Genomic DNA, 26,454 nt, shown 5'->3' with positions numbered 1-26,454 from the left:
CCATAAAAAAGGGAGCGTCATCTTGTTCGCTCCCTTGACAACTTCCTTTTGATCCAGTATTGCTTCCGTTCTTCCCCTCTTTACCCGTAAAATGGACGGGGACCGCGCGGACCGCAGTTCACATTCACATTATGATAGCAGTCCTGATAACTCTCGCTGAAAGTGTCACAGCAATAATGCTCGCAAACATGGTGGGTCACATGATGCACATGAGTAGGATAAACATGCTTGATGGGATAACGAATCACGCGATGCCGTTCAAGATAACGCGTCGGATGCACCACACGCCGGGTCGGTGCTACACGTGTCGGAACGCCAGGAGGATAAGGTGCCATGTACGGACCCATCCTTCCAGCTCCTGGTCCTGGCGCAAACATTGAAGGACTCATGAACCCTGCCATATGGGGCCGCATGCTCTTTGGGGGGTGGTACCCTTTTTTGGGCAGTTTCTCCATAGTGACCATGTACCTCCTTTAAATGTGTGATCACTATAGTTGTATGTTAGCCCCTCACCCTTTGTCCTAGTCAATCATACAACTTGGGTTGTACACCCAAAAATTAGATAAACAACCAGCTGCAAGTGCCTATGCCTCGTCTTTGTTCAGCCATTCATCTGTCTGACGGAGCACGTCACCCACCTTGCCCTCAATCAACAGATCAGCCTGAGGGTCTAATAACGTGTCATGCAGATTAACAATGGCCAGCTTCGCTCCCGCGTCTTTTGCTTCCATGGGCAGCATATTAGCCGGAGACACCTGCAGGCTGGAACCAAGCACAATAAACAACTCCGCTTGGCGCGCCTCGTCAAATGCTGCTTCAATCGCCTGTGTGTCCAGCATTTCACCAAACAAGACAATATCAGGTCTTAAAAATCCGCCACATCGGGGGCAAACTTCTCCCTTGTCCTGCAAGTAACGTTTGGCATCGGTTCTGTGCCCGCAGTCCATGCAATATAATTCGCGCAACGAGCCGTGCAGTTCAATCACATCGTGGCTGGCTGCCTGGTGGTGGAAGCCATCCACATTTTGAGTGATAATCCGCTGCACAAATCCTTGGCGCTGCCAACGTGTCAACACATGATGCCCGGCATGGGGCTGGTACTTATCCACCTCTTTAATCCTCCAGCGATAAAAATCAACAAAATCTTCCCGGTTATGTCTGATGGCATGAACACTGGCAATCTCCTGTGGATCACGCCCGTACCACAGCCCTTGGTTGGAACGAAAATCCGGCAATCCTGATTCCGTGCTCATGCCGGCTCCCGTTAAAACTACAGTGTGCTGTGCCTCTTGCAGCCATTCAACCAAGGTCTGAATTAAATGCTGTGCCATACTTTCATCACCCCTGTAAAAGCTGAACTTCCTCCTCAGTTAATTCACGGTACTCCCCCGGCTCTAAATGTGCATCCAGTGCTAAGGGACCCATCTTGGTCCGTTTGAGATAAATCACACGTTTGCCCACAGCCTCAAACATGCGCTTAACCTGATGAAACTTGCCTTCCACAATGGTCAGCTCCACCCTGGATTGTTCACCGCTGTCGATAATATGCAATTCAGCCGGCAGCGTATGGTACCCGTCGTCGAGGGTCACACCCGATTTGAAAGCGTCCACGTCTTCATCCGTCACTATGCCCTCTATCTCGGCATAATACACTTTAGGCACGTGACGTCTGGGAGATAACAGGGCATGGCTTAACTTGCCGTCATTGGTCAAGAGCAGCAGTCCCTCCGTATCCTTGTCCAACCGCCCGACCGGAAACAGATCATAAATCAAATATTCCGGGTCTAAAAGATCCAGCACAGTGGTATGGGACGCATCTTCCGTGGCGGAGATGACGCCTTGGGGTTTGTTGAGCATTAAGTAGATATACGGCCGGTATTCCACCGTGACCCCTTGGAACTGAACATGATCAGTGTCTGGATCAACCTGTGTTTTGCCATCTTGCACCACGCTGCCGTTAACGGTGACAACACCGGCTTTCAGCCATTTTTTGACCTCTTTTCGGCTGCCATAGCCCATATTGGCCAGCAATTTATCCAACCGCATGTTTTCACCTCCTAGGTCAACCAGCGCCAGGCTGGAGGATAAGCATTTTTCAGAATGCCCTGAACCTGCTTGCCCCAGCCCAGCGGAAAACGGTCCACACAAACCAGTTTCCAACCCTTCTCTCCCTGTAAGGAGAGTGTCTCACCTTTCAAATAGCGCAGCAAGGTTTCATCCTCCACAGATAAGGACACTGTTTTAATCACATCCGCCATTTCTAAGCCCATCGCCAAAGCCTGGCTGGGGACAAAGCGGTTCTTCTTTATTTCACCCAAGTACCAGCCCGATTTGACCACTCTTAATCCTTGCAGGGAAGGCAGCCCTTCAGGTTTGACATACAAATGCTGTTTAAAAGAGACCAGCCTGCCGTCCATCATCTCTTCAAATGGCCTCACACATACATCCTTTTCAAACTGCCTGAAATCCTGCAATACCTTTTCTGGAACAGGGGTTGCTTGCTCAGATTGATACATTTCTGGCTCCCCGTCCGTTTTGCGCAATAAGGCCAAAAAGTGCCCTTCTCCCCGCACATGATGGGGCCACAATCTGGCCGTTCTTGCCAGCTGCTCTTTGATATTCCCGGGTAATTCGTCTTGACTGACCCACTCCGGTCTTCCTGGTTGAAAACCGGAGACCATGGTCAAATCCTCCACTTCAAACTGGGGATAGCGGGAGAGAAAACGGCCGATCTGAGCCTCATTTTCTTCCGGGGCAAAGGTGCAAGTAGAATACAGCATTAAGCCGCCTGGCTTCAGCATGCGGGCCGCCTGGTACAAAATGTCCCGTTGCATAACCGCACAGGATTCAATGTTATGAGTTTCCCAGCTTTTCACCATTTCCGGGTTCTTACGGAACATGCCTTCCCCGGAACAGGGCGCATCTATGATAATCTTGTCAAAATAGGCACCAAACACATCAGCCAGACGTTCCGGGGTTTCATTTGTCACTATGGCATTACGAACCCCAAACAGTTCCAGATTTTTAACCAGCGCTTTAATCCGTTCTGCACTGATGTCATTGCTGACCAAAATCCCCTGTCCGGCCAGGCGGGCAGCAATCTGAGTGGACTTCCCGCCAGGAGCCGCACACAAATCAAGCACTCTGTCACCCGGTTCGATGGGAATCATTGCCGCCGGAGCCATGGCACTCGGCTCCTGAATGTAGTACAATCCCGCATGATAATAAGGATGTTTGGCCGGCCTCTCTTGCTCTCTGTAATAAAAACCCTCTGGCACCCAAGGAATGGGGGTCAGGTGAAAAGGTAAGGCCTGCCGGGCTTCCTCAACCGTCCATTTTAACGTATTGATACGCAACCCGTAATGTCGTTCCTGTTCATACGACTGAAAAAACGCCTCCGCTTCCCTACCCAAAAAATGCTGCATCCGCTGCTTAAACAAAGGAGGTAATGCCATACCGTGTTCCCTCTTTCCAGTGCTGTTCTATATTCGGTCTGCTTCATGCTTCTTTCACTAGTATACTCTATTTTGGAAACAGAAAAAAAGCTGAATCCCTGAGGATTCAGCCCCTGAACAGGAACAGCGTCAGTATGAAGACGACTAGCTGTAAACACGTGTTTCTGCCCCGTCTCTAGTGTTTAAGCCGGCTGGCAAGCCATGCTCCGGCTGATCGTTGTAGTCAAAATGGTATTCATCAATGACATCATTGTCATATTGCATCGTAATGGTGACTGTGTCAAAATAGGCTTCTTCTTCCAGTTCATCAATCAGGTGATAAGCGATTTGTTCCCGCAGACGCCTGTCCCTTGGGTTGTCAAACTCAACCAAAACGGTGACTTCGTCATTGCTAAGATCTGCCGTGGCCGTCCCCAGACAGATACTCTCCCCCTCCGTTTCCTCATAAATATCATAGATCAACAGATCGTTATCTTCCCTGATCAGGTCAAAAGTGAGTGCATAGTCCTCAACATGGTCAATGTCGAGGTAAACCTCCTCTTCTTCCATCCCTTCCTCAATCAGATCCTCACGGGTCAGCTCGATAGCGGCAATCTCTTCCCCATCCACATACATCACAAAAGCAAAGCTTTCCACCTCTTCGGGATCAAAGTCGGACACAATCAGCCGGGCCACTGTATCAATCTCGGTATCCGTCGGTTCATAGTCCCACAGCACTTCTCCGGTCACATGATCCCGTGACATATAGACCACGGCTTCGGCAGCCAAGTCATGATTTTCGTCATGAATCTGATACTCGACACGATGGCGGGTTTCACGCATCACACTCAAATGAAACTCCTGTGCTTGCTCTGCTTCTTCGACCCATTCTTCCTCATCCAATACCTCTTCCACAATATCATCAGTGGAGATGACATAATCAAAATCACTGTAGGTGGAGGTGATCATGCATTCCTCGACCTGCAGGGCTTCAATCAAATCCTCAATATGCTCATGCATGAACAGGTCGATTTCTCCTTTTTCATCCGGTTCCAGCATCTCTTCATCCAGCTGGATCATGCCCCACAAGGCATCATTCTCGCGATATACCATGATAAATGAACCCACATAGCAGTCATCCAGCATAATGCTGGCAGCCTGGCCGCCAGGTGTCATCAGCTCAGGTCTCAATGTAATGCGTCCCATCATTGTCCCTCCTTATCATTAAAAGAACTATCCTTCCCAGTTTTGGCACACTAACTATGTTTGATGTATAGTAAAATTGCCCTGTTCCCATCAAAGCCGTCATGCTTGGCTTTGTTATTTTTTGCATTAAGCGTACCTAAATGTTTAAATAAGACATAGCATTGTCATCCTGTAAAAAAGCGAAGGAGGGACAACATGAGATTAATTGTCAAGCTGTTAGCGGGGATTATCGGTGGGATGCTGATTGGTTTGTATGCGCCGGAGTTTTTGTCCAGAATGTTTGTTACTTTTAAGGTTATTTTTGGCCAATTTATTGGCTTTATCATCCCGCTTATCATTGTCTTCTTTATTGCCAGCGGTATATCTGGACTGGGAAAACAATCAGGGAAAATGTTGGGTCTCACGTCAGGACTTGCCTATTCGTCCACCCTATTGGCAGGGATTTTGGCTTTCGTGGTGGCCATGACTGTTATCCCTCTGTTGACAGGTTCAGGGGGACAGCATGGTGAGGAGGGTGCAGGCCTTGAACCCTTGTTTGAACTGACGATTGAGCCAATTGTAGGTGTCATGACCGCCTTGATTACCGCTTTTGTATTTGGCATTGGCATGACCAGAGTAGAAAGCCCTGTTCTTAAACAGTTTTTCGATCAAGGAAAAAATATCGTCGAACTGCTGATTAAACGCATCATTATCCCCCTGCTTCCGCTGTACATTGCCGGGGTGTTTGTTGATCTGGCAGCGGAAGGATCCGTTTTCCACACATTACGGGCATTCGGCATTGTGTTGCTGCTGGCTGTCCTCACCCACTGGGTCTGGCTGCTGATTCTGTATACAGTAGCAGGGACACTGACTGGCCGGAATCCTTTCCGCGCTCTCAAAACCATGCTTCCTGCTTATTTTACGGCCATTGGAACCATGTCCAGTGCGGCGACGATCCCAGTGACGTTGCGTCAGGCCAAGGAAAACAAAGTAAAAGAACATGTGGCTGACTTTGCTATTCCGTTATCTGCCACGATCCATTTATCTGGCAGCACCATTACTCTTGTCCTTTGTTCAGTCGCTGTGATGATGCTGTCAAGTGGTCTGGGCTTGCCCACTCTGGGCACCATGCTGCCTTTTATTATGATGCTTGGGGTGATCATGATCGCAGCCCCCGGTGTTCCCGGCGGGGCCGTGATGGCTGCACTGGGCCTGTTAAGTACCATGCTGGGCTTTGACGAAGCTGCCTTGGGATTGATGATCGCCTTATATATGGCCCAGGACAGCTTTGGTACGGCTTGCAATGTGACGGGTGATGGCGCTTTGGCGCTTGTGGTGGATAAATATTCACTGTAAGCGCAACAGGCAGATAAAACTGGAAATTAGCACAAAAAAATGGGGGGAGCCTTCTGCCCCCCTTTAGTCGTCTACCCATTTTAAATGATTATCAAGGTTGATCAGGATAGACGTCCAAACCAATTGTGGTATATCACCATAGACTGATGTCGAATACACATTCACACATTGGAGGAGATACCATGCATCGTCCGTTTCCTGGCCATCCCCACGCTCATGGAGAGGAGATCCGCCAACAGCAACCCCCTGTCGGTCAGCAACCACAATTTTTTCCTGGTATTCCCGGAGTCCCCTGGGTCCCCGACGGTGACCTTCCCCGGCGTGTACGCCGGCTTGAATCAGAAGTTGACCGTCTGATGCGCAGAGTTGACAGTTTGGACCGCCGGGTCAGACGTTTGGAAGGCGTCTACTCTCCCTGGGGAGAATAATTAATTTGCAAGGGCGTAAAAAGCTCCCGGTTCATTGGGAGCTTTTTCTCATACCAAAAACTAGGCGCTGTCAATGACTTACTCAAACTTGTTGGGATCACCGTCAAACGGTTGTTCAGCTACTTTAATGGAGTCAGTCGGGCAGCCTTCGAAAGCATCTTCCAGATCTTCTTCTAATACATCGGGAATTTCAACCGTTCCTGTGTTTTCATCAAGGATGTTTTCGGCCAATCCTTCATCGTCATAGTCGAAGATATCCGGCGCAGCCGCTCCGCAGGCCCCACAGGCAATACATGTCTCTTTGTCTACAATCGTATATTTTGGCATGAAAAACCCCTCCTCCAATATAACATACGTTTAAATACCACAATCTTATCTTAACGATAAGAAAGAGTGCGATCTAAATTTTATTGTAGTGCATTTTTTTCCTGATGGCAAATATTAATTTGTCCTTTTAACCGGGAAATACACAGATTTTCGGCTGATCCAGAACCTTCCACATTCACGCTTTCCCCCTTGCCTCGCGCATAAATGCAAAGAGAGCAGCCATATTAAAAAGTAAACTGCAAACAAGAAAGGGGATTGCAATGGAACCGGTCTGGATGAACGCCTATCATTGCTTGTATGACCGTTCGTTTGAACAATATGTGGATCAATTGCCAGCTGCCGAGCAGTTGCATGACGAACTGCAACAGCGCAACTACATGTTTTACTGGCTTCACTATCCGGTGCAGGAAGAAGTAATGTTAAAGGCAGGCGAAAGTCACCTGCTTGAATTGGTCGGTGCTTGCTACACCAAAGAAAATGGCAATCCCATTCAAATAGCCCGTTTTTACCGACACACCCATACTGGAGACAACGACTTTATCATGGTAACCGAGAACGGCAAGGTGAAGGACGGACTCACTTTTGAACAGATGATTGAAGCTGGAAGCAGCTTCAGCCCCATTCAGGATGATTTAAAATAGACATTTTATTCCACTCGGTTGGTTAGGGTACCTATAGGCTCTATGGTAATGGATACCTCATCTCCTGCTTTAAGTAATTTGGGAGGGTTAAATCCCTTGCCGACACCGCTTGGAGTTCCGGTAGCAATCACGTCCCCCGGCTCAAGGGTCATGCCGGCCGAAATCGATTCAATCAGCTCAGCAACCGGGAAAATCATATCCTGAGTTGAACTGTTTTGACGCACTTCCCCATTTACAATGGTTGTGATGTTCAGCTGCTGCGGGTCTTCGATCAGTGATTTGTGGACAATGACAGGCCCAAAGGGTGCAAAGGTATCCAAAGACTTGCCTTTAAAGAATTGCTTATGCCTGCTTTGTAAATCCCGGGCTGTGATATCGTTTAAAATAGAATAGCCAAAAACATACTCCAAAGCTTCGGACGCTGGTATATTTTTGCCCCATTTTCCTATCACAACCGCCAATTCGCCTTCGTAATCGAGCTGTTCGGTAATGTGAGGATGGGAATCAATACTAGACCCTTGTCCGATTAATGAAGTATGTGGTTTGGTAAAAAACACAGGATATTTTGGAATGGCACCAGGGTCCTGATTGGACATCTCCAAAGCGTGTTCAGCATAATTTTTGCCTACACAGATCACATTTTTAGGCGGTTTTATGGGTGGTAAGATCTTCACCTCATCCCATGCATACGTCTTGGCATCCCCTTGTTTAAACCATTCCTTCACTTCTGCTAAGGCTGGATCTCCCCCTCGGATGACATCCAACAGCCGGGCATAACCGCTTCCTGTTCCGTCCACAACGGTGTCACTGTTATGCACAATTCCCCATTTTTGCTCGTTGTCAGTGGTCAGAAAAGTAATAAATTTCATCTCATGGCACTCCTTTCAGCTACCTCTCTTCTAATTCTGTACACGAACCAATTATATTGTACAATATGATGAAGGAAAGGAGTTGTCTTGATGTCACAATCCCATACTCTGACCACAACACATCATCACAATACGAGCAACGAAACTCCCCGCCTGTGGGGAGATAAGCGTTATCATACATGGAACTATCACCTGCGCCAAACGTTTGGACAAAAGGTGTTTAAAGTATCTTTGGATGCCGGCTTTACCTGTCCCAACCGGGACGGCAAAGTAGCCACTGGCGGCTGTACGTTCTGCAGTGCCCGTGGTTCTGGTGATTTTGCCGGTGACCGCCGGGACGATCTGCTCACCCAATTTGAAAAGGTGAAGACCAATATGCACAAAAAATGGCCAGAAGCTAAATATATCGGCTACTTTCAAGCCTACACCAATACCTACGCTCCTGCCGAAGAACTAAGAGACATGTATGAGGCCATCTTGGAACAGGATGGGGTGGTAGGCTTGTCCATTGCCACCCGGCCGGACTGTTTGCCCGATGATGTGGTGGCACTTTTGGCTGAATTGAATGAACGTACCTACCTGTGGGTTGAACTGGGCTTGCAAACCGTGCACAACAAGACCGGTGAGCTCATTAACCGGGGGCATGATTACAAATGTTATGTGGAAGGTGTGGAGAAACTGCGCCAACACAACATCCGGGTATGCTGCCACATTATTTACGGTTTGCCCCAGGAAACCGATGAAATGATGCTGGAGACCGCCCGGGAAGTGTCCAAGCTGGATATCCAGGGATTGAAAATTCACCTGCTGCATGTGCTGAAGTTTACGCCGATGGTCCGCCAATATGAGCAAGGACTGCTCCAATTCCTGGAAAAGGACCAATATGTTAACCTGGTGGTTAAAACGTTGGAAATGATGCCCCCGGAACTCATTATTCACCGTGTTACCGGAGATGGGCCAGGTGATCTGTTAATCGGCCCCATGTGGAGTGTGAATAAGTGGGATGTGCTTAATAGCATCGATCGGGAATTGAAGAATCGTAACACCTGGCAAGGCAAGTTATGGAACCCGGCTATCCGCCTGGAGCAGAAGAAGGTGGTACAAAAATGAACATCCCAAGTATCTTACCTTTTACCCATACCCTGATTGAACAGGTGGCGGGGCCGGGGGATCTGGTGGTCGATGCCACCATGGGCAATGGCCATGATACACTATTCTTGGCCCGGCTTGTGGGTTCCACAGGAAAAGTGCTCGCTTATGACGTGCAACAAGAAGCGCTGGAAAACACCAGAAAACGCTTGAAAGAGGCTCACTGCCTCTCTCAAGTCCAGCTTTTACATAAAGGGCACGAAACTGTGGAAGAAGAACTGAACTGCCATGATCAGCCGCTGAGCGCAGCCATGTTCAATCTAGGCTACCTCCCTGGCAGTGACAAAACAGTGGTCACCAAGCCGGAAACGACACTGACTGCTTTGCATACTTTAGCCCGTTATCTTAAGCCCGGGGGCTTGATCACCCTCGTCATCTACAGCGGCCATGCTGAAGGTAAATTAGAACGGGATATTTTGCTTGCCGAACTTGGCCAGTGGGACCAGAAGCAGTACCATGTCCTAAAGTACCAGTTTATTAACCAGCAAAATAATCCCCCGTTCTTAGTAGCTATTGAAAAGCGATGATGTGCTTAAGATCCTTTCAGCAACCATATTTTATGTTACTTCGTTCCTCTAGTTTTTATTTCGCCAACGAAAAGGCCCATTCTCGGAATGGTTCTTTCAACTGGGACTACAGGCGGCAGGTTGGTCGACTGCGGCAATATTAGTCTCACTAAGAGATGAGAAGATGTATCCTGATCTTCATAAAATATTTGTCCCTACTTTAATTTAAATAATAGGTATAGATTTTTTGTGTAAGTTTACCTTACACATTTTTTTATTTATTCTTAATCCACTTGCTTCAGCGGGGTTTTGTGACAAAGTTTTTGTTAGATTTTCTGACAAAAATAGTACGTCCTCCCTCCTTTTTTTGCTATCATAAACATAAACTGAAATAGAGCTGATTCAGAGGTGAGACAACATGTCCTATAAAACAAAAAAAGTGATGCCCATTGGCATCGTCAGTGAATTAACAGGGTTATCCCCCCGCCAAATTCGTTATTATGAAGAAAGGAAACTGATCTTCCCCGAGCGGTCGGCGGGTGGGACACGCAAGTATTCGTTTCTCGACGTGGAACGTTTGATGGATATTGCAGAAAAAATGGAAGATGGTTTGCAGACCTATGAGATTCGCCGCATGGAAAAACAGAAAAATCAAGAAGAATTGCGCCGGGAAATGTTAAGGGGGCAACTTAATGCTGCTTTCAGACAGAGGAAGTGAGGGCATAGTCCTTATTTTTTAAAGCGGCTGGCCATCCGTTGCTTCAAATGTTTTACCTTTTCCTGGATCCTTGTTCCTATTTTCTCGGTCTCTTCCTTATCTGTTTTTAAACTGATCACCTCTTGCTGAGCACTCAAAGTGGCAATCACCCATTCCCCCTCTTGCAGTTCCCCAGGCACCTGCTCCAGGGGAACGTGCAGTTCTTTCTCCTCTTCACCCATCAGTAAAACTACATACCTGTCCTCAATGCGGTCCACAACTGCTTTTACCTTATGGTCGTCCATCAAATCACCTCCTCTCATAGTCGACACTGAACTCAGCACCATCAGTGATAACCCAGATGGTGCCATGTTCCGCCGTTCCGTACAAGGGGATATTCAATGAAGAGATGAGTTGAACCACTTCCCTGTGTGGATGCCCATAAGAATTATCTTGTCCCGCCGAATAAATGGCCACCTTGGGCTTTACCGCCTGCAGAAATTCTTCCCCATTGGAAGTGCTGGAGCCGTGGTGGCCAAGCTGAAAAATATCAGCCTGAAGTTGATGCCCTCTGGCGATCATCTCCTGCTCTGATGCTTGTCCGGCATCACCGGTAAACAGAAGGGCCACCTCGCCATAGACCGCCCGAATACTGATCGATCCCTCGTCCAAGTCGCCCGTCAATGTTTCAGGATGAACCACTTCAATCCGGAGTGAGCCGATCTCAAATGTTTCCCCCGCACGGGGCTCATAGTAAGTCGCATCTGACTGTAAAATAGCTTCCACTGCCCGCTCAAATGTCCGTGTGCTGTGCGTATCCCCACTCATCCATACTTCCTGAACGGGAAATTCAGCCAGTACCCGGTCCAACTGGCCAATGTGGTCGGCATGTGGATGGGTGCCGATTATCAAATCAATATACTCCACTCCCACAGATTTTAAATATGGGACAACGTCATCCCGGTCATGACGCCCGGCATCAATCAGCACAGTAAAATCAGGCCCCTCTAACAAAGTTGCGTCACCCTGATCCACATCGATAAAATGGGCGATCATGTTACCTTCAAACCGTTCAAGAACCGGATCCGTGTCATGATCCACCAGCATGACCACTAAGCCAGCAAGAACAAGGACAAACAAATATGTATAACGCTTCATTTTCTGCTTCATAACTAACATCCTCCCGAATCTATGAATCTTTTATCATTTTATCACACTGTTTCATTTTACTGGATTTACCGTAGGGCTGTGGATTCATTTTTGCTGAAGACGTCAAGCTTCCTGATATTTTTCTCGAAGGATGTATAGGCAGCACCAAATCTAGCATCATTTAAGGGAGGTTTTAAAAGATTCACCATGAGACTCATCGTGTCTGCATTCTTGGCCACGGCCCTTGTCTTGGTAGCCATACCTGTGACAAGTCATGCTTCGTTCGGAAATCAGACCTTGCAGAAGGGTATGTGGCACGAGGATGTAAAAAAAGTTCAAGAGTACCTGATGACCAAGGGGCTTTTCCCTTACCATACCCCAACCGGCTATTTTGGTTCCATCACAGAAGATGCGGTCATCGAATTTCAGGAAAAGTACCGTCTACAAGTGGATGGCATCGTAGGGTCTGAAACAAAACGGTCCTTGCAAGTGATCCGCCCCGGTGATATGGGCAAACATGTTTCCTACATTCAGCACCAATTGAAAGATTTAGGCTATTACAGGCAAGCGGTTGATGGCATCTACGGATCGGGGACTGCCAGTTCAGTCCGAGAGTTCCAACAGGATAACGGACTGGCTGTCGATGGGATTGCCGGTCCCAAAACCAGGACTGCCCTGAATAAACAATCTGATCCTAAAACCCATGCAGGTAAAACATTGACGGTGGAAAGTACCGCTTATACAGCCGACTGTCAAGGTTGTTCAGGCATCACCCGCATGGGTATCAATCTTAACAAATACAAAGATGCCAAAGTTATTGCTGTCGATCCCCGTGTGATTCCTTTGGGCTCTGTCGTCGAAGTGGAAGGCTATGGACGAGCCATTGCCGCAGACACCGGCGGTGCGGTCAAGGGTGAGCTGATAGATGTCTTCATCCCTGATGAAGGTGAGGCCCGCCAATGGGGACGTCAGAAAGTGCAAGTGAGGATCATAGAGTAATTAGGAATAAATTTAACAGTTGCAGCAACAGAGACAGCTACGTGCAATAAAAGAGCTGCTGCTGAGCAGCAATGTGGCCCTGTCCCGGTGCTCATCACCTGAACAGGGCCGCCATTCTAGTTAAGGAGCTGCTCTGTTTATACTTGATCTTTTTTCCCCACTTCAAAGGGCTTGATCTTCTCCCCTTGTCCCGGACGGCCGGGAATCCCTTCAAACTCAATGTCCCCTTCCAGATCATTCGTAAAAGCGGGGTGTTCCATCTCATCCACCCTCATTTGCTGTGTCCTTTTCCGCTTTTGGTCTCCTTTTTTGCCACCCATGTGCCCCCTCCTTTCACAGGCCGGACTCAGCACCAGCCGTTTTTCTTCAGTTTTTGCTGTGCGTGATAAAGTATACCTCCCATATGCATTAAAGGGGACGGCCAGCCGACTGAAGCAGCCCCCTGCTACGATTTCTAGCAAGTAATGATTCATCATATATGTCGGGCCAAAACCTCCATGTGTACGGCGGCATCATCGTCAACGGTCAAATGAGACCGATAGACTGCAGAAAAATAATCACCAAGGCCACCGGAATGACATAGCGGATGAGCATTCGCCACAGCGGAAATACTTGAAAGCGAACACCCTCCTGCTCCACTTCTGCTTTGACTTGTTCCGGTTTCCAGCCCCAGCCCAAAAACAACGCCAACAGCAGACCCGCAAAAGGCAACAATACAGACGCAGCCAAGAAATCGAACCAGTCAAAAACAGTTCGGTCAAGGAGTGTAGCATCGGCCCAAGGACCGAAGGACAGCGCACATGGCAAACCAACCAGGAGAACGACCAGCCCTGCTAGCCATGTGGCTGTCACGCGCCGCAATGCCCAACGTTCATGGACATAAGCCACAACCACCTCTAGAAGTGAAATGGCAGAGGTGAGTGCAGCCAGGAAAACACAGAAGAAAAACAGAGCAGCAAACAATCCCCCCAGGGGCATATTGGAAAAAATAGCTGGAAAAGTGACAAACACCAAATCCGGTCCCCGTCCCGGGTCAATCCCAAAATGAAAAACTGCTGGAAAGATAATGAGACCAGCGATTACTGCAACAAGTACATCAAGGAAAACAATTCCCCCGGCATTCGCCGGAATATGAGTATTGGTCCGGCAGTAACTTCCATAGGTGACATAGAGCCCTGTTGCCAAGCTTAGACTGAAAAAGGCTTGTCCCAGGGCAGCCAAAACAACAGTAGACGTCACACTGGAAAAGTCAGGTCTTAAGAAGAAAGCCAGCCCTTCTCCACCTCCAGATAAAGTCAAACTGCGTACAGCCAGGACAAGGAGCAACACAAACAAAACAGGCATTAAAATATTATTCCACCGTTCAATTCCTTGTTTAACGCCTTTAGCCACAATCAAGCTGACAATGATCATCAGTAATGACTGCCAAATAACTGGGGCAAATGGATGGGAGATAAACGAGCCAAATGCTTCCCCATAATTGGATTTTGTACTCGTTAATAACCGGCCCGTAGCGGCCAGAATAAAGTAATATAATGTCCATCCTGCAACCACTGAATAAAAACACAGGATCATAAAATTACTGACAATACCCAACAACCCTGTAACATGCCATGGCTGTTCGGGGCGAATGGCCCTATAACTATCCATGGCATTGGCCCTCCCCTTGCGTCCAATGGCAATTTCCCCAATCATCAGAGGCAAGCCAATGAGCAATACAAATCCTAAATAAATAAGGACGAAGGCGGCTCCTCCTCCCTCACCCGCCACAAACGGGAAGCGCCAAATATTCCCTAAACCGATGGCCGATCCCGCTGCAGCCAGCATAAACCCAAGTCGAGTTCCCCATTCTTCTCTGGTGTTAATCATGCTGTAAACTCTCCCTCATTAATAATTTTACTTTAGTACTATAAAGCGTATAAGCATTAAAGCGGATGTGTATAATCTTATCACATTAACTCCCTCTGCAAAAGAACTATTTTTTAATGAGAATTTATTTTTACTTTACTACGCTGATAAGCATAAAAAGGAAGGCTATCAGGAAAACTAAACCAAAGAATAGACTTGATGATGAGGGAGGAAAAATTAGGAATGCCATTCTATCGTTGTCCTTCTTGTCAGGCTCGGAGCCGATTTAATGTGATCGAGCAGGTTGTTACACCAATTAAGGTGGACTTAGAGACAGGTCAAGCACATGAATTGAACGAGCTTGATCCCTTTCATCTGCCTTATCAGGGGCCAGACAAACGCATCCAATGTGCCAGTTGCGGACTAATTGAAGACGAACTGCAGTTTATCAAGAGAGCGGTAGCAAATATCAAATAGACAGGGTGGATAAGCTCAACCCTGTAGTTTTTTCATAAAATAATACTTTAAAAATGATTAAAGACTGTGCTATACTTGTAGACAATATTATTTAATTTTTTTGACAATAACTTAGAGTAGAGAGAATGTTTAGGAGTGGGAGGTATAGCATTGGCTGAGCGAGTTTATCTCTATGATACAACCTTACGGGACGGGACACAGGGTGAGGGAATCAGCCTGTCCGTAGAAGATAAGTTAAAAATCGTACGTAAACTGGATGAGCTGGGGATTGATTACATCGAAGGCGGATGGCCGGGAAGTAACCCCAAAGATATGGCCTTTTTTGAAGCAGTCAAAAATGTGAACCTGTCTCATGCCAAAATCACTGCCTTTGGCAGCACGCGCAGGCCAGGTATTGCTGCAGCTGATGATGCCAATTTGAAAAAAATATTAGAAAGCGGCGCACAGACGGTTGCTATTTTTGGAAAAACGTGGGATTTTCATGTGACGGAAGCTTTGCAGACCACCCTGGATGAAAACCTTTTCATGATTTCTGAATCGGTCCAATTTTTAAAAGGAAACGGACTGGAAGTGATTTTTGATGCTGAACATTTCTTTGACGGTTTTAAACGAAACCCTGATTATGCCCTCAAAACGCTGCAAGCTGCGGCAGCGGCTGGGGCCGATTGTGTCACTCTGTGTGACACCAACGGAGGTTCATTACCCCATGAGATCGAAGCCATTGTCCGGGAGGTGGCCAGTCACTTATTAGTACCCATTGGTATCCACTGTCACAATGACGGAGAACTGGCGGTAGCCAACACATTAGCCGCTGTCCGGGCCGGGGCTCGTCACGTGCAGGGCACCATTAACGGTTATGGAGAACGGTGCGGCAATGCCAATTTGATCTCAGTTATTCCCAATTTGCAGCTGAAACTGGGATATGACTGTATTCCGGAAGAACATCTGAACACCTTGACCTCCATTTCCAATTATGTTCATGAAGTGGCCAACCAAGTGCCCCCAAGCCACCAACCTTTTGTTGGTAAAAGCGCTTTTGCCCATAAAGGTGGCATTCATGTCAGTGCCGTACTGAAGCATCCGGAAACCTATGAGCATATTCCCCCAGAGTCGGTCGGCAACAGACGGCGAGTACTTGTCTCTGAACTTTCCGGCCAGAGCAATGTTCTGTATAAGGCTAAAGAGTGGAACTATGACTTTGACAAGCACCGCAACCGGTCCAGAGAGATTATTAACACGATCAAGGAAAAGGAACACCAGGGCTATCAATATGAAGCTGCCGAAGCCTCGTTAGAACTCCTGGTCAAACAAGCAGTGGGAGAACTGAAGGATTACTTTACACTTGATCACTTCAAAGTATTCGTCGAGAAAACAGGAAGTGAAACGTTGACCACTGAAGCGGTGATCAAACTCCTTGTCAACGGCCAAGTGGTGCATACCGCCGCTGAGGGAAACGGACCGGTCAATGCCTTGGACCATGCCCTGCGTAAAGCATTGGAAGAGTTTTTCCCCATAATAAAAAATATGTACCTGTCCGATTACAAAGTGCGGGTCTTAGACGAAGCAGATGCCACCGCCTCCAAAGTACGGGTGCTGATTGAGTCCTCTGATGGCAAGGAAAAATGGAGCACCATTGGAGTCTCCACCAACATTATTGAAGCCAGTTGGTACGCCTTGATCGACAGTGTCCGTTACTACTTCATGAAACATGAAGATGCATTGAAAGACTGTCCCGCCTATCAACTGCACACCGTAAAATCCTGACGATCAAAAACCTGGAAATCATTATCAGCGAAAGGCACGGTCATCAAAAACAGACCGTGCCTTCTTGCTTGGCACCGTGTTACAATACGATTGATGACACCATCTGAAAAGGAGCACAGAGATGACATACGATGTAATCATTATTGGCGGAGGCCCCTCTGGTCTGATGGCCAGCATTGCCGCCAGCGAAGCAGGAGCCAACGTGTTGCTGGTAGATAAAGGAAGCAAATTGGGGCGTAAGCTGGCCATTTCAGGAGGAGGACGCTGCAATGTGACCAACGCAGGTGATATAGAGGAGATTATCAAAAACATCCCTGGCAACGGCCGCTTTTTGTACAGCTGTTTGGCCACGTTCAATAACCGGGACATTATCCGTTTCTTTGAAGGCCTGGGTATTAAATTGAAAGAGGAAGACCGCGGACGCATGTTTCCTGTCTCAGATAAGGCCAAAGACGTGGTCAATGCCTTGGTCCGTCAAGTGCGCAAACAAGGGGTTGAGATACGGGTGAATGCCCCTGTCAAGCGAGTGTTATATCAAGGGGATCATGTCAAGGGTGTTGAATTGAAAAATGGAGAGATCATTGGAGCCTCCACCGTTATTATCGCCACAGGCGGAAAATCGGTTCCTTACACCGGTTCAACAGGAGATGGCTACGCCTGGGCACAAGAAGCCGGCCACACCATCACGGACCTGTATCCCACCGAAGTGCCCATTACATCAGAGGAGCCTTTTATCCGCAACAAAGAGCTTCAAGGCCTGTCTTTGCACAATATTACCCTTAGCGTGTGGAACCCCAAGGGCAAAAAAGTGATTGAGCATGAGGGGGATATGATCTTCACCCATTTCGGCTTGTCCGGACCGGCTGCTCTGCGGTGCAGTCAATTCGTTGTTAAATTGTTAAAGAAAGAAACAATCCATACGGTCCTGTTAACCATTGATCTGTTTCCGGACAAACCTGCCTCTCTAGTTGCGGAAGAGATACTCAAGTTGGCTGCAAAACAGCCGAAAAAAGCCATCAAAAACGTATTAAAAGGCAATATCCCCGAGCGGATGATTCCGCTCCTGCTGCGAAAAGGGGATCTTGAAGAGGATCTAACGTATGCCCATTTGCCCAAAAAGAAGCTCACTGAGCTGGCTCAGTTGATCAAACGGTTTCCGGTGCAGGCCAACGGCACACTCTCTATCGAAGAAGCTTTTGTGACAGGCGGAGGGGTCAATCTGAAAGAGGTCGACCCTAAGACCATGCAGTCTAAGTTGATGAACGGCTTGTTCTTTTGCGGGGAGATACTGGACATTCATGGTTACACAGGCGGGTACAACATTACGGCCGCTTTTACCACAGGGTATAATGCCGGCTTGAATGCAGCCCGGCAGGCCATTCGGGTGGACCGGGATGTTGTTTCTCAATAAGATTGTCCGCGTCCTTCCCACTTTCTTTTTCTTATGTTGAATTTCATTGTGATCATGCTAATTGGCAAACAAAACCCCTTAGCAGAAAATGGAATCAACTAATCCTCACTTGACAACTTGGAATAATATGATAAATTATCTTAGTGATATTTTTACAGATGGAGGATAGGAATATGACATCATTATTTGTTATATTAAATGTTGTTATAATGATAGCTCTTATTTTTGCACTATATCTGATGCAAAGCAAAAGGGTTTCATTTTCCAAACGTGTTTTTGCCAGTCTTGTTCTGGGCCTTATCTTTGGCTTTGGCCTCCAGTATGTATATGGGCCGCAGTCAGAGATCATCGCTACATCAACGGACTGGTTTAATATTGTGGGAACTGGCTATATTCGCCTGTTGCAAATGATCGTCATGCCTTTAATTTTCATATCTATTTTGATGGCCTTTACCAAACTGAAACTATCCAATCATTTAGGCAAAATTAGCACCTTGGTGATCGGCATTCTGGTTGGAACCACCGCCATCGCCGCCGCTATCGGTATCGCTGCAGCTGTCGTTTTTGACCTGGAAGCAATTCAAATTGAACAGGGTGAGTCAGAAGCCCAGCGGGGGGCTCAGCTGGAAGAAACTTATGCCGAGATTGAAGGACAGACGCTTCCTCAACAAATTGTTGCCCTCATCCCATCCAATCCGTTTTTGGACTTGACCGGGACCCGTCCTACATCCACCATTGCGGTTGTAATTTTTAGCATCATTTTGGGTATTTCATATCTAGGCTTGAAACGGAATCAGCCGGAGCACGCTGATCTGTTTGCCACAGCCGTCGAGGTGCTCTATTCCCTCATCATGGGTGTCGTGAAGATGGTGATCCGCTTGACACCATACGGTGTATTGGCCATTATGACACGAACGGTGGCTACGAGTGACTTAAGTGCGATCCTCAGCTTAGGCAAGTTTGTCACTGCATCTTATGTGGCATTGATTGCTATGTTCCTTGTTCATCTGTTGCTGCTTTTAGTGAATGGTTTAAATCCCGTCACCTATGTCAAAAAAGCATTTCCGGTCCTTGCCTTTGCCTTTACGTCACGGACCAGCGCAGGCGCATTGCCCCTGAATATCAGCACCCAAAAGCGCTTGGGCGTATCGGACGGGATTGCCAATTTAGCAGGTTCATTTGGACTTTCTATCGGCCAAAACGGATGCGCCGGCATCTATCCGGCCATGCTCGCCGTCATGATTGCCCCGACAGTGGGTATTGATGCCTTAACTCCGTCATTTTTGCTGATGCTGATTGTTGTGGTGGCCATCAGTTCCTTTGGTGTGGCTGGAGTGGGAGGCGGCGCCACTTTTGCAGCGATTATCGTTTTATCGGTGATGGATTTGCCGGTAGCCCTGGCCGGTCTGATGATCTCAATTGAGCCGCTGATTGACATGGGCCGGACTGCAGTTAATGTAAGCGGAAGCATGACATCCGGCATTCTGACCAGCAAGCTGACCGGGGATCTAGATACTAACATGTATCATGACCATAACCAAACACTGGAAGTGCAAGCCTAAAAACCCGCATGTCCTCCGCTGTGACAACTTCAGATTTATTCTATGCATCACTGGTTACCCTGCTTCTCTAGCGGGGTTTCACTTTTACTATTTCCAGGCTTTTGCTATACTAGTTTCAACCTGTTGATAGACCTACCATTCTGCACGGGGAGAGGAGAGACATCATGCTGAAAGCCATCTTTTTTGATTTAGACGACACGTTGCTGTGGGACGCCAAATGCGTGCAGGAAGCCTTTGAGGCCACTTGTCAGGAAGCTGCTGAAAAATACGGGATTAATCCAAAGGAATTAGAAGAGGCTGTCCGGAAACAGGCACGCCAACTTTACGCCTCATATGAAACATATCCCTTTACCCAAATGATCGGCATTAACCCTTTTGAGGGACTGTGGGGGGATTTCAAAGCAGGAGAATTGGAAGGTTTTAAAAAGCTGCGTGACATTGCCCCTGTCTACCGGAAACAAGCTTGGACTGCAGGCTTAAGAGCGCTGGGTATCGATGATCCGGACTATGGCCACTATCTGGCTGAGCGCTTTCCGGCTGAACGGCGCAAACGTTCCATCGTTTATGACGAAACGTTTGAGGTACTGGACGAGCTGAAAGACAACTATAGATTGCTGCTTTTAACCAACGGTTCACCTGACTTGCAGCGTGAGAAACTGTCTGCCCTTCCCGACCTGACCCCATACTTTGAACACATTGTCATTTCCGGTGACTTCGGCAAAGGAAAGCCTGACCCCTCTATTTTTAAGCATGCTCTTGATTTGATGGCCTTAGAAAGTCATGAAGCCGTCATGGTCGGGGACAACCTGATGACAGATATCCTCGGATCCTCGCGGGCAGGAATGAAAAACGTGTGGCTAAACAGGAAGGGCAAAGAAACCCACCCTGAAGTAGTCTCAGACTTTGAAATCAAAAGTTTAATCGAGCTTCCGCCACTGGTCCAAAAGTTGTCTTCATAAATGAATGATTAGTCTCAACAAAGTCTTACATGTTAATTCAATAAAAATTATCAGTGGTGAAGGCTGAGCTGTTAGAAGTTAAAACGGATGTTAAAAGGCCGGATGAAGAGACCTCCCATGTACCTCTAAACATGGGAGGACTTTTTTTTGACTGGGAAATCTATGAACTTTTCACCAGCCATAGTGAATATCATGGATATGTGAATCATTTTACAGTTATATAGAAAAATGTATTGAAATCGATTTGTACAAAATTCCCTCAGGAGAGATCAAAAATGCGAGATTTATCACATGTTGCTTGGGCTGATATCAAAGGAGGTCCTCTTGCTCCAAACATTAAAGGGATTGTCACCTTTAAATCGGTTCCGGGGGGCACCAATGTTTCCGTTGAAGTGTCAGGATTACCCCCTTATCGTCCAGGAGGGAAAAAACATCCCCCCATTGGCCCCCATGGATTCCACATCCATGAATTTGGAACATGTGAAATTGGAAATCCCAAGAATCCATTCCTGGAGGCAGGTCAACACTGGAATCCAACCAGACAGCCGCATGGAAACCATGCCGGTGACTTCCCTGTATTGTTTTCTAATAACGGGTATGCGAAAATGTGTTTCTTTACGAACAAATTCAAAGTGCCTCAGGTCATAGGCAAGTCCGTTATTATCCATCAAAATCCAGATGATTATCGTACCCAACCCGCTGGGGATTCCGGCAAACGCTTGGCCTGTGGTGTTATCGTTGCTGGCTGGCCCAACTCATTTTAACTGATTTTATTTTTACTATTCTGATCTCTATACCATTTTATCGTCTCTCTGACCGCTTGTTCGTGAGGGGTGACCTGCTCACCAAACCGGGTTTTGTACTTGTTGTGGTTAACCACAAAGGGACGCTCAAATTGGTAATATATTTCTTTTAACTCCCTCATCTCTTGGTTGAACAGGCCTAGTGCATGTAAAATCAACCTGTTTGCGATACGGTATGAAGGAGAATTGCCAAGTTCTTGGCAAATTTTTTCTATCATTGCTCTCGTTGTCATCGTTTCTGCACTGGGAATATGCCAAATCTCACCTAGGGATTCTGTTCTTGTCCCTAATGTCACTAATCCTGCTGCAAAGTCATGAATGTATATGTATGTGTGAGGAGTATCAATATTACCAAATATATCGACAGACTTATCTTTAAGAAGATGCTCAAAAACCCTGTATCCTAACGCTGAATTGCGAACCCGGGGGCCATAAAAGTCGGAACCCCTGCCAATCGCAGCCCTGATATTCCCCTTGTTGTGCTCCTCGATCACGAATGTGGCAATGTCTGCTCTTATTCTGGTTTTTTTCCCAACCGGACGATAAAGCAGGGTTTCCACGAGTTTACCATGAGACGGTCCGTAGGCGTATAAGTTGTCAGCATAAACCAATATGGTGTCACTGTTACGAAGCGCCTGTATCACATTGTTCATAATGGTCTTTAATTTTCCCCACTGCGGGTAGGGCAACCCAATACAATGATAGACCACATCCACTTTTTTAATGATCTCAAGGGGGATTGTTTCTTTTACCAAATCACACTTGATCACTTGCACCTGCTCCGGCACATCCGCCTGGCCACTCTGGTTGACCATCATCACCTGCTGACCTTCAAGTAATAATCTCTCCATAACCGACATCCCTAATGGCCCTGTGCCAAGGACGAGATTGGTCTTCCCTTTTTCCCCAGTCATCTTTACAGCCTCCTTGTTAGATGTTAAGTTTTTCTATATCATGTTGATACCGCTCTAGTAAACGCTGTAGTACTTGGCAACAAAATCTCTTGCCATACATCCAGAAACCGTTCTTTATCCCCAAGTTTCCAACTCCCCCCATCACAGGCTGAACAGTTAGAACAATTGACACAGTCCCACACTAGTTTAATGACAGACATTAAAGCTGATGGTTTCGTCCATCAAGCCATTATGGATCAATTGACCTTTCAAAATAAACCGATTCGTCACTTATCCAGAAAGTTAAAAGAGTACGAAACGTTATACCAAGATTTACTCGGCCAGCAGGACGAACAAGCAGAACTGAGCAAGGAGATTACAGAAAGATTGTCCCTGCAGGAAGCCTTCCACGAAACCATTATGAAACAGTTGGACGAACAAAAAACAAAGAACCAAAACATTCTGGACCAGATCGATCAGTTAAGGTCATCTTTAGGTGAGAAAGTGACCGACATCTGTGAAAAGCTTGAATCCATCTATCAGCTCATCTCAAACAATGTCATCGGTAACATTATAAAAGTTTTTCTTTGCTTGGATAGTAAGGATAATCCATTTGTCTCTGAACCCGTTGAACAGCTTCATGTCCAGCCAGTTCCTCCAGCATGTACAGGCCTAAATCAATAGATGTGGCCACTCCGCCCCCTGTTATAATGTTACCGTCCTTTACAATTCTCTTTTCTACAACTTGAGCACAATAAGGACTTAACAAAGTATAGGCGTTGGGATGAGTGGTCGCCTTCTTTCCTTTTAAGAAACCAGCTGCCCCCAGCAACAGGGAGCCGGTACATACCGAAACCTTTGTGTGTACATCCCTTGCTGTCTTTAACCAGTTAATAAATACGCTATCATCCTTCAGCTGTCTCGTGCCCATACCGCCAGGAACAAAGATCATATCATAATCGCCCAGGTCAGGTCTCACCCTGTCCACTTTGATCCTGACTCCCAATTCATCTGCAACTTGTTCCTTTAAGGCACACAGATCCCATTTCACCTCGGGCTTAATCGCCATGGTTTTTAACCTTGTGATCACATCATAAAAACCTATAAAATCAAGAACCGTTAAACGATCAAACAAAATAAACGCAATCTTCATCGGTTATCCTCCATTCTCATCCGTATTCAGAATGATGTTATCAACTAAACTCTTGAAACTCCGATTGCATATTTCCAATTAATTTTGAAAAAAATTTTAATCTTTAATTTCAATCCGGTTGCCTTCCGGATCAATGATGACTCCAATTTTTCCCCACTCAAATTGTAAAACCTCTACGTTGACCCCGCGTTCTCTTAACTCCTCGATTGTATGTTCAAAATCATGGACATTTAACCTTAACACAGTAGGGTTTTGCGCACGTGTTTTTTCCCCTGAAGACGCAACGCCTCCCTTTTCAATCATCAGGTAACTGCTGCCAAATTCAAGAATGGATAAGGATTCCCCCTTTTTACGTAATGGTAAACCAAGTTTTTGTGTATAAAATGCCAAGGCTTCCTGATAATGTTCCACAAACAGAATAATCCCCGTTTCCCTCAACTCCATGGCTTAAATCCCCCTAAGACTGAAAATACAATAACGCACCAACTAGGCATCCTGCGTTCAGAATCACCAGAAAAGGTATCCCTGCTTTAAACCTTAATTTCTGTGTTTTGTGCCGAAAGTGCCGCATTCCAACATATATACCAGCAGCACCACCGATAAGGGCAATCTGAAAGATCATCTTCTCTGACGTCCGCCAACTGTTCCGTTTGGCTGCCTTTTTATCTCTCCACATGATGATATAGCCAATTAGATTAATCATTGCAAAATATAATAGAATCCAAAGATACATATCACTCAGCCCTCTGATAAATTTTTCACAAATATTTATTCCGGTAATGACTAAGTGCCAGCAATGGCCAGAAATAACGATAGCTATGATAATAAACGTAAAAGCTGCCCGGCAATCCTCCTCCGGTTGGATAAGTTAACGCCCAGTCATCTTGATTCAGTTTGATTAAAGCGTGAACGCCCCTGTCTATGGCCGATGTGGGATTTTCATGTACGGCAGTAAGTGCATCCACCGCCCATGCGGTCTGCGATATCGTACTTTTAGGTAAAGCAACAAAGGTTTTTACCTGGTCACTCCGACACGATTCACCCCACCCCCCGTCTTCAAGCTGAATGCTGGTCAGCCAACGAACCGCTTCCTGGACAGCAGGATGTTCTGAGTTCACGCCAGCAGCCATTAATCCGGTTAAAGCTGCCCATGTCCCGTAAATATAACAAATTCCCCACCGTCCATACCATGATCCGTCTGCTTCCTGATTGTCCAGTAACCATTGAATGGCGTGCTGCACCTGGTCATCTTAAAGTGTTAAGCCAGCATGATTGCCTAGAAATTCAAGTGTTCTGCCCGTTAAATCAGCCGTTGAGGGATCAATTAAAAAATCTTTGGCATAGTCAACTGGAAGGAGAGCAAGCAGTGGATGTTCTGTATTTTTTTCAAAGGCCGGCCAGCCGCCATCATCATTTTGCATGGACAGCAGCCACCTTAAGCCCCGATTCCAAGCTTCCAAAAACCCCTCTTCTTCTGTTTCCCCGTCAATGGCCCTTAAGGCAGCAGTAGTATCATCTACGTCGGGATTGATTGTGTTAATGTCCGAAAAACCCCATCCGCCAGGCGGTACATGAGGATTTTTAAGAGCCCAGTCTCCGTATTGATCATGCTGGCGCGTTAATATATAGTGGTTAGCTTTATGCACGGCCGGGTGAGATACGGAAAGCCCTGCTGTTTGTAGAGCATGACTGATTAGGGCAGTATCCCAAACCGTAGAGGTTGAATTTTGCAGATGGTGTCCTTGAGCAGCAGAACAAACCAGGGTTTTCAGTCCCTGAACAGCCTTGGTGATGACCGGGTTGTCTTTACGGTAGCCTAGAGCCAACAGAGCAAAAATCATTAAAAATGTGGCACTGGCATAACTGTATAATGTGCCGTCTGCTTCTATCCGCTCCAGCATAAATCGCTCAGCTTTTTTCACAGCTTGCTGGTGCAGTTCTGCCATTGGTTCCCCCAATAATTGCAGCCATTGTCTGATCAAACGGGAATAGGCCTGCTGCTGACGATACAACGTTCGGGCCACTGAATCACGCTGTCGTTGACGCTCATTAACTATTAAGTGAGATAGATCCGGTGTGTGCTCATTTTGTAGAGTAAATGTTTGATCGGAGAGAATTAACATCGGCGCCAGATGTACTCTGGCATGCCCAGACAAATCAAAAAAATGGACGGGAGCCGCTGATGGGAGCAACATCACTTCAATGGGCACAGAAGGGAGGTGCTGCCACGGATACCGTCCAGCTAAAGCAAGCATCAGCTTTGCGATTATATCCGCTTGATCAACGCCGCCTCTGGATAAAATAAAGCCTTGGGCAGCCCGCATATGTTCATCTTCTTGATGATGACGCTTTGAATACAGCAGGCCAACATAAGCTTGTATGGTGGCTGAAAGATTGCCTCCTTCGTCATGATACAATGACCAGGCCCCATCTTCTTGTTGCAAACGGGCGATCCTTGCAGCCAAATTACTGATTAAAGACTCATCATTGATCTTCAATGACCGTAACAAAAAAATCATGAAGGCATCGGTTAAGGCACCACTCTCAAAACAATAACGCCACGAGCCGTCTGTCTGCTGACTGGTGACCAAGAGATTCACAATCCGCTCAATTTCTTGTTCTACAAGCTGCTTCATGCCTTATTGACCATCCTCTTCTTAAAAGATTGAAATAGGTTTTCCACATATTTGTCTTCATGTGACTATTTTCATTTTATGAGGCTGACAAATTCCAGGCAGCTTGTATAGTCAAGTATTCAGTTATTTCATTTCATTGATTTGTTAGTTGTTTTAATATTCAACAAATGTATTTAAGTTCCTCTCACTATATTCTAAAAGAACAAAT

The 26,454-nt window shown here is 46.7% G+C and carries 28 protein-coding genes and 2 pseudogenes; 14 read left to right on the top strand and 16 right to left on the bottom strand.

What is annotated here, in order from left to right; translation table 11 throughout:
* Positions 1 to 80: 80 nt before the first annotated feature.
* The 5 genes from J2S00_RS08175 to J2S00_RS08155 form a co-directional block, all read right to left on the bottom strand.
* Positions 81 to 347, bottom strand: a complete 267-nt coding sequence (locus J2S00_RS08175) for a CotD family spore coat protein (RefSeq protein WP_307337955.1) — start codon at positions 345 to 347, stop codon at positions 81 to 83.
* Between the two features lie 237 nt (positions 348 to 584).
* Entirely contained in the window at positions 585 to 1,331 is a 747-nt protein-coding gene (locus J2S00_RS08170; protein ID WP_307337952.1) for an NAD-dependent deacylase, read from the bottom strand.
* A gap of 7 nt (positions 1,332 to 1,338) precedes the next feature.
* The gene (locus J2S00_RS08165; protein ID WP_307337949.1) at positions 1,339 to 2,046 is read right to left on the bottom strand and encodes a pseudouridine synthase; all 708 of its coding nucleotides are present in this window, start codon (positions 2,044 to 2,046) and stop codon (positions 1,339 to 1,341) included.
* An 11-nt stretch (positions 2,047 to 2,057) separates the two neighbouring features.
* On the bottom strand, positions 2,058 to 3,455 hold the full coding sequence (locus J2S00_RS08160; protein WP_307337945.1) for an RsmF rRNA methyltransferase first C-terminal domain-containing protein: 1,398 nt from the start codon (positions 3,453 to 3,455) through the stop codon (positions 2,058 to 2,060).
* 144 nt (positions 3,456 to 3,599) lie between these two features.
* The gene (locus J2S00_RS08155) at positions 3,600 to 4,640 is read right to left on the bottom strand and encodes a hypothetical protein (protein ID WP_307337942.1); all 1,041 of its coding nucleotides are present in this window, start codon (positions 4,638 to 4,640) and stop codon (positions 3,600 to 3,602) included.
* 195 nt (positions 4,641 to 4,835) lie between these two features.
* Here J2S00_RS08155 and J2S00_RS08150 point away from each other — a divergent pair, with 195 nt between their 5' ends.
* Positions 4,836 to 5,975 carry a dicarboxylate/amino acid:cation symporter gene (locus J2S00_RS08150; RefSeq protein WP_307337940.1) on the top strand — a complete coding sequence of 380 codons (1,140 nt, stop codon included), beginning with the start codon at positions 4,836 to 4,838 and terminating at the stop codon, positions 5,973 to 5,975.
* Between the two features lie 182 nt (positions 5,976 to 6,157).
* Positions 6,158 to 6,403 (top strand): hypothetical protein, encoded by a 246-nt coding sequence (locus tag J2S00_RS08145; protein WP_307337937.1) that lies wholly within the window; start codon positions 6,158 to 6,160, stop codon positions 6,401 to 6,403.
* A gap of 78 nt (positions 6,404 to 6,481) precedes the next feature.
* Here J2S00_RS08145 and J2S00_RS08140 read toward each other — a convergent pair whose 3' ends face one another.
* Positions 6,482 to 6,730: a ferredoxin gene (locus J2S00_RS08140; protein ID WP_307337934.1), complete on the bottom strand. Its 249-nt coding sequence runs from the start codon at positions 6,728 to 6,730 to the stop codon at positions 6,482 to 6,484.
* A 260-nt stretch (positions 6,731 to 6,990) separates the two neighbouring features.
* Here J2S00_RS08140 and J2S00_RS08135 point away from each other — a divergent pair, with 260 nt between their 5' ends.
* Positions 6,991 to 7,371, top strand: a complete 381-nt coding sequence (locus J2S00_RS08135) for a hypothetical protein (protein WP_307337931.1) — start codon at positions 6,991 to 6,993, stop codon at positions 7,369 to 7,371.
* A 5-nt stretch (positions 7,372 to 7,376) separates the two neighbouring features.
* Here the strand turns inward: J2S00_RS08135 and J2S00_RS08130 are convergent, their stop codons facing one another.
* Positions 7,377 to 8,240: a fumarylacetoacetate hydrolase family protein gene (locus J2S00_RS08130; protein ID WP_307337929.1), complete on the bottom strand. Its 864-nt coding sequence runs from the start codon at positions 8,238 to 8,240 to the stop codon at positions 7,377 to 7,379.
* Between the two features lie 90 nt (positions 8,241 to 8,330).
* On the opposite strand from J2S00_RS08130, the gene mnmL reads away from it, so the two are divergent.
* The 4 genes and pseudogenes from mnmL to J2S00_RS08110 all read left to right on the top strand — a co-directional run bounded on the left by mnmL (position 8,331) and on the right by J2S00_RS08110 (position 10,613).
* Positions 8,331 to 9,350 carry a tRNA modification radical SAM protein MnmL/YtqA gene (gene mnmL / locus J2S00_RS08125; RefSeq protein ID WP_307337926.1) on the top strand — a complete coding sequence of 340 codons (1,020 nt, stop codon included), beginning with the start codon at positions 8,331 to 8,333 and terminating at the stop codon, positions 9,348 to 9,350.
* Complete coding sequence (gene mnmM, locus J2S00_RS08120) at positions 9,347 to 9,916, top strand: tRNA 5-(aminomethyl)-2-thiouridylate-methyltransferase MnmM (RefSeq protein ID WP_307337924.1); 570 nt, start codon at positions 9,347 to 9,349, stop codon at positions 9,914 to 9,916. Before mnmL ends, mnmM begins: the two co-directional genes overlap by 4 nt.
* Before the next feature lie 67 nt (positions 9,917 to 9,983).
* Positions 9,984 to 10,121 (top strand): annotated as a pseudogene (locus J2S00_RS08115) (alpha/beta fold hydrolase); the annotation flags it as partial.
* A 192-nt stretch (positions 10,122 to 10,313) separates the two neighbouring features.
* Positions 10,314 to 10,613, top strand: coding sequence for a MerR family transcriptional regulator (locus J2S00_RS08110; protein WP_307337922.1), 300 nt, complete (start codon positions 10,314 to 10,316; stop codon positions 10,611 to 10,613).
* An 11-nt stretch (positions 10,614 to 10,624) separates the two neighbouring features.
* On the opposite strand, the gene J2S00_RS08105 is transcribed toward J2S00_RS08110, so the two are convergent.
* Positions 10,625 to 10,897 carry a DUF3006 domain-containing protein gene (locus tag J2S00_RS08105; RefSeq protein ID WP_307337920.1) on the bottom strand — a complete coding sequence of 91 codons (273 nt, stop codon included), beginning with the start codon at positions 10,895 to 10,897 and terminating at the stop codon, positions 10,625 to 10,627.
* A 4-nt stretch (positions 10,898 to 10,901) separates the two neighbouring features.
* Positions 10,902 to 11,762 (bottom strand): ComEC/Rec2 family competence protein, encoded by an 861-nt coding sequence (locus J2S00_RS08100; RefSeq protein WP_307337917.1) that lies wholly within the window; start codon positions 11,760 to 11,762, stop codon positions 10,902 to 10,904.
* A 198-nt stretch (positions 11,763 to 11,960) separates the two neighbouring features.
* On the opposite strand from J2S00_RS08100, the gene J2S00_RS08095 reads away from it, so the two are divergent.
* The gene (locus J2S00_RS08095) at positions 11,961 to 12,740 is read left to right on the top strand and encodes a peptidoglycan-binding protein (RefSeq protein WP_307337914.1); all 780 of its coding nucleotides are present in this window, start codon (positions 11,961 to 11,963) and stop codon (positions 12,738 to 12,740) included.
* A 137-nt stretch (positions 12,741 to 12,877) separates the two neighbouring features.
* Here the strand turns inward: J2S00_RS08095 and J2S00_RS08090 are convergent, their stop codons facing one another.
* Positions 12,878 to 13,060 (bottom strand): hypothetical protein, encoded by a 183-nt coding sequence (locus J2S00_RS08090; protein ID WP_307337911.1) that lies wholly within the window; start codon positions 13,058 to 13,060, stop codon positions 12,878 to 12,880.
* Positions 13,061 to 13,265: 205 nt separating this feature from the next.
* Positions 13,266 to 14,609 carry a sodium-dependent transporter gene (locus J2S00_RS08085; protein WP_307337908.1) on the bottom strand — a complete coding sequence of 448 codons (1,344 nt, stop codon included), beginning with the start codon at positions 14,607 to 14,609 and terminating at the stop codon, positions 13,266 to 13,268.
* A gap of 222 nt (positions 14,610 to 14,831) precedes the next feature.
* On the opposite strand from J2S00_RS08085, the gene J2S00_RS08080 reads away from it, so the two are divergent.
* The 6 genes from J2S00_RS08080 to J2S00_RS08055 all read left to right on the top strand — a co-directional run bounded on the left by J2S00_RS08080 (position 14,832) and on the right by J2S00_RS08055 (position 21,525).
* The gene (locus J2S00_RS08080) at positions 14,832 to 15,065 is read left to right on the top strand and encodes a DNA alkylation repair protein (RefSeq protein ID WP_307337906.1); all 234 of its coding nucleotides are present in this window, start codon (positions 14,832 to 14,834) and stop codon (positions 15,063 to 15,065) included.
* A 150-nt stretch (positions 15,066 to 15,215) separates the two neighbouring features.
* Complete coding sequence (cimA, locus tag J2S00_RS08075; protein ID WP_307337903.1) at positions 15,216 to 16,829, top strand: citramalate synthase; 1,614 nt, start codon at positions 15,216 to 15,218, stop codon at positions 16,827 to 16,829.
* Between the two features lie 121 nt (positions 16,830 to 16,950).
* Positions 16,951 to 18,240, top strand: a complete 1,290-nt coding sequence (locus tag J2S00_RS08070; protein WP_307337900.1) for a BaiN/RdsA family NAD(P)/FAD-dependent oxidoreductase — start codon at positions 16,951 to 16,953, stop codon at positions 18,238 to 18,240.
* Positions 18,241 to 18,413: 173 nt separating this feature from the next.
* Positions 18,414 to 19,802, top strand: a complete 1,389-nt coding sequence (locus J2S00_RS08065) for an L-cystine transporter (RefSeq protein ID WP_307337898.1) — start codon at positions 18,414 to 18,416, stop codon at positions 19,800 to 19,802.
* A gap of 164 nt (positions 19,803 to 19,966) precedes the next feature.
* Entirely contained in the window at positions 19,967 to 20,761 is a 795-nt protein-coding gene (locus J2S00_RS08060) for an HAD family hydrolase (protein ID WP_307337895.1), read from the top strand.
* Positions 20,762 to 21,036: 275 nt separating this feature from the next.
* Entirely contained in the window at positions 21,037 to 21,525 is a 489-nt protein-coding gene (locus tag J2S00_RS08055) for a superoxide dismutase family protein (RefSeq protein ID WP_307337892.1), read from the top strand.
* On the opposite strand, the gene J2S00_RS08050 is transcribed toward J2S00_RS08055, so the two are convergent.
* The 5 genes and pseudogenes from J2S00_RS08050 to shc form a co-directional block, all read right to left on the bottom strand.
* Positions 21,522 to 22,478 (bottom strand): NAD-dependent epimerase/dehydratase family protein, encoded by a 957-nt coding sequence (locus tag J2S00_RS08050; protein ID WP_307337889.1) that lies wholly within the window; start codon positions 22,476 to 22,478, stop codon positions 21,522 to 21,524. The two genes, J2S00_RS08055 and J2S00_RS08050, sit on opposite strands and share 4 nt — an antisense overlap.
* 550 nt (positions 22,479 to 23,028) lie before the next feature.
* Complete coding sequence (locus tag J2S00_RS08045; protein WP_307337886.1) at positions 23,029 to 23,610, bottom strand: DJ-1/PfpI family protein; 582 nt, start codon at positions 23,608 to 23,610, stop codon at positions 23,029 to 23,031.
* Between the two features lie 96 nt (positions 23,611 to 23,706).
* Positions 23,707 to 24,054 (bottom strand): VOC family protein, encoded by a 348-nt coding sequence (locus J2S00_RS08040; RefSeq protein WP_307337884.1) that lies wholly within the window; start codon positions 24,052 to 24,054, stop codon positions 23,707 to 23,709.
* A 13-nt stretch (positions 24,055 to 24,067) separates the two neighbouring features.
* Positions 24,068 to 24,313, bottom strand: a complete 246-nt coding sequence (locus J2S00_RS08035; RefSeq protein WP_307337881.1) for a DUF1294 domain-containing protein — start codon at positions 24,311 to 24,313, stop codon at positions 24,068 to 24,070.
* 55 nt (positions 24,314 to 24,368) lie between these two features.
* Positions 24,369 to 26,246, bottom strand: a pseudogene (shc, locus tag J2S00_RS08030) (squalene--hopene cyclase).
* Positions 26,247 to 26,454 lie beyond the last annotated feature (208 nt).

The organism is Caldalkalibacillus uzonensis (genome assembly GCF_030814135.1).
GTDB lineage: Bacteria > Bacillota > Bacilli > Caldalkalibacillales > Caldalkalibacillaceae > Caldalkalibacillus > Caldalkalibacillus uzonensis.
This window is presented reverse-complemented; position numbering and strand designations above follow the sequence as displayed.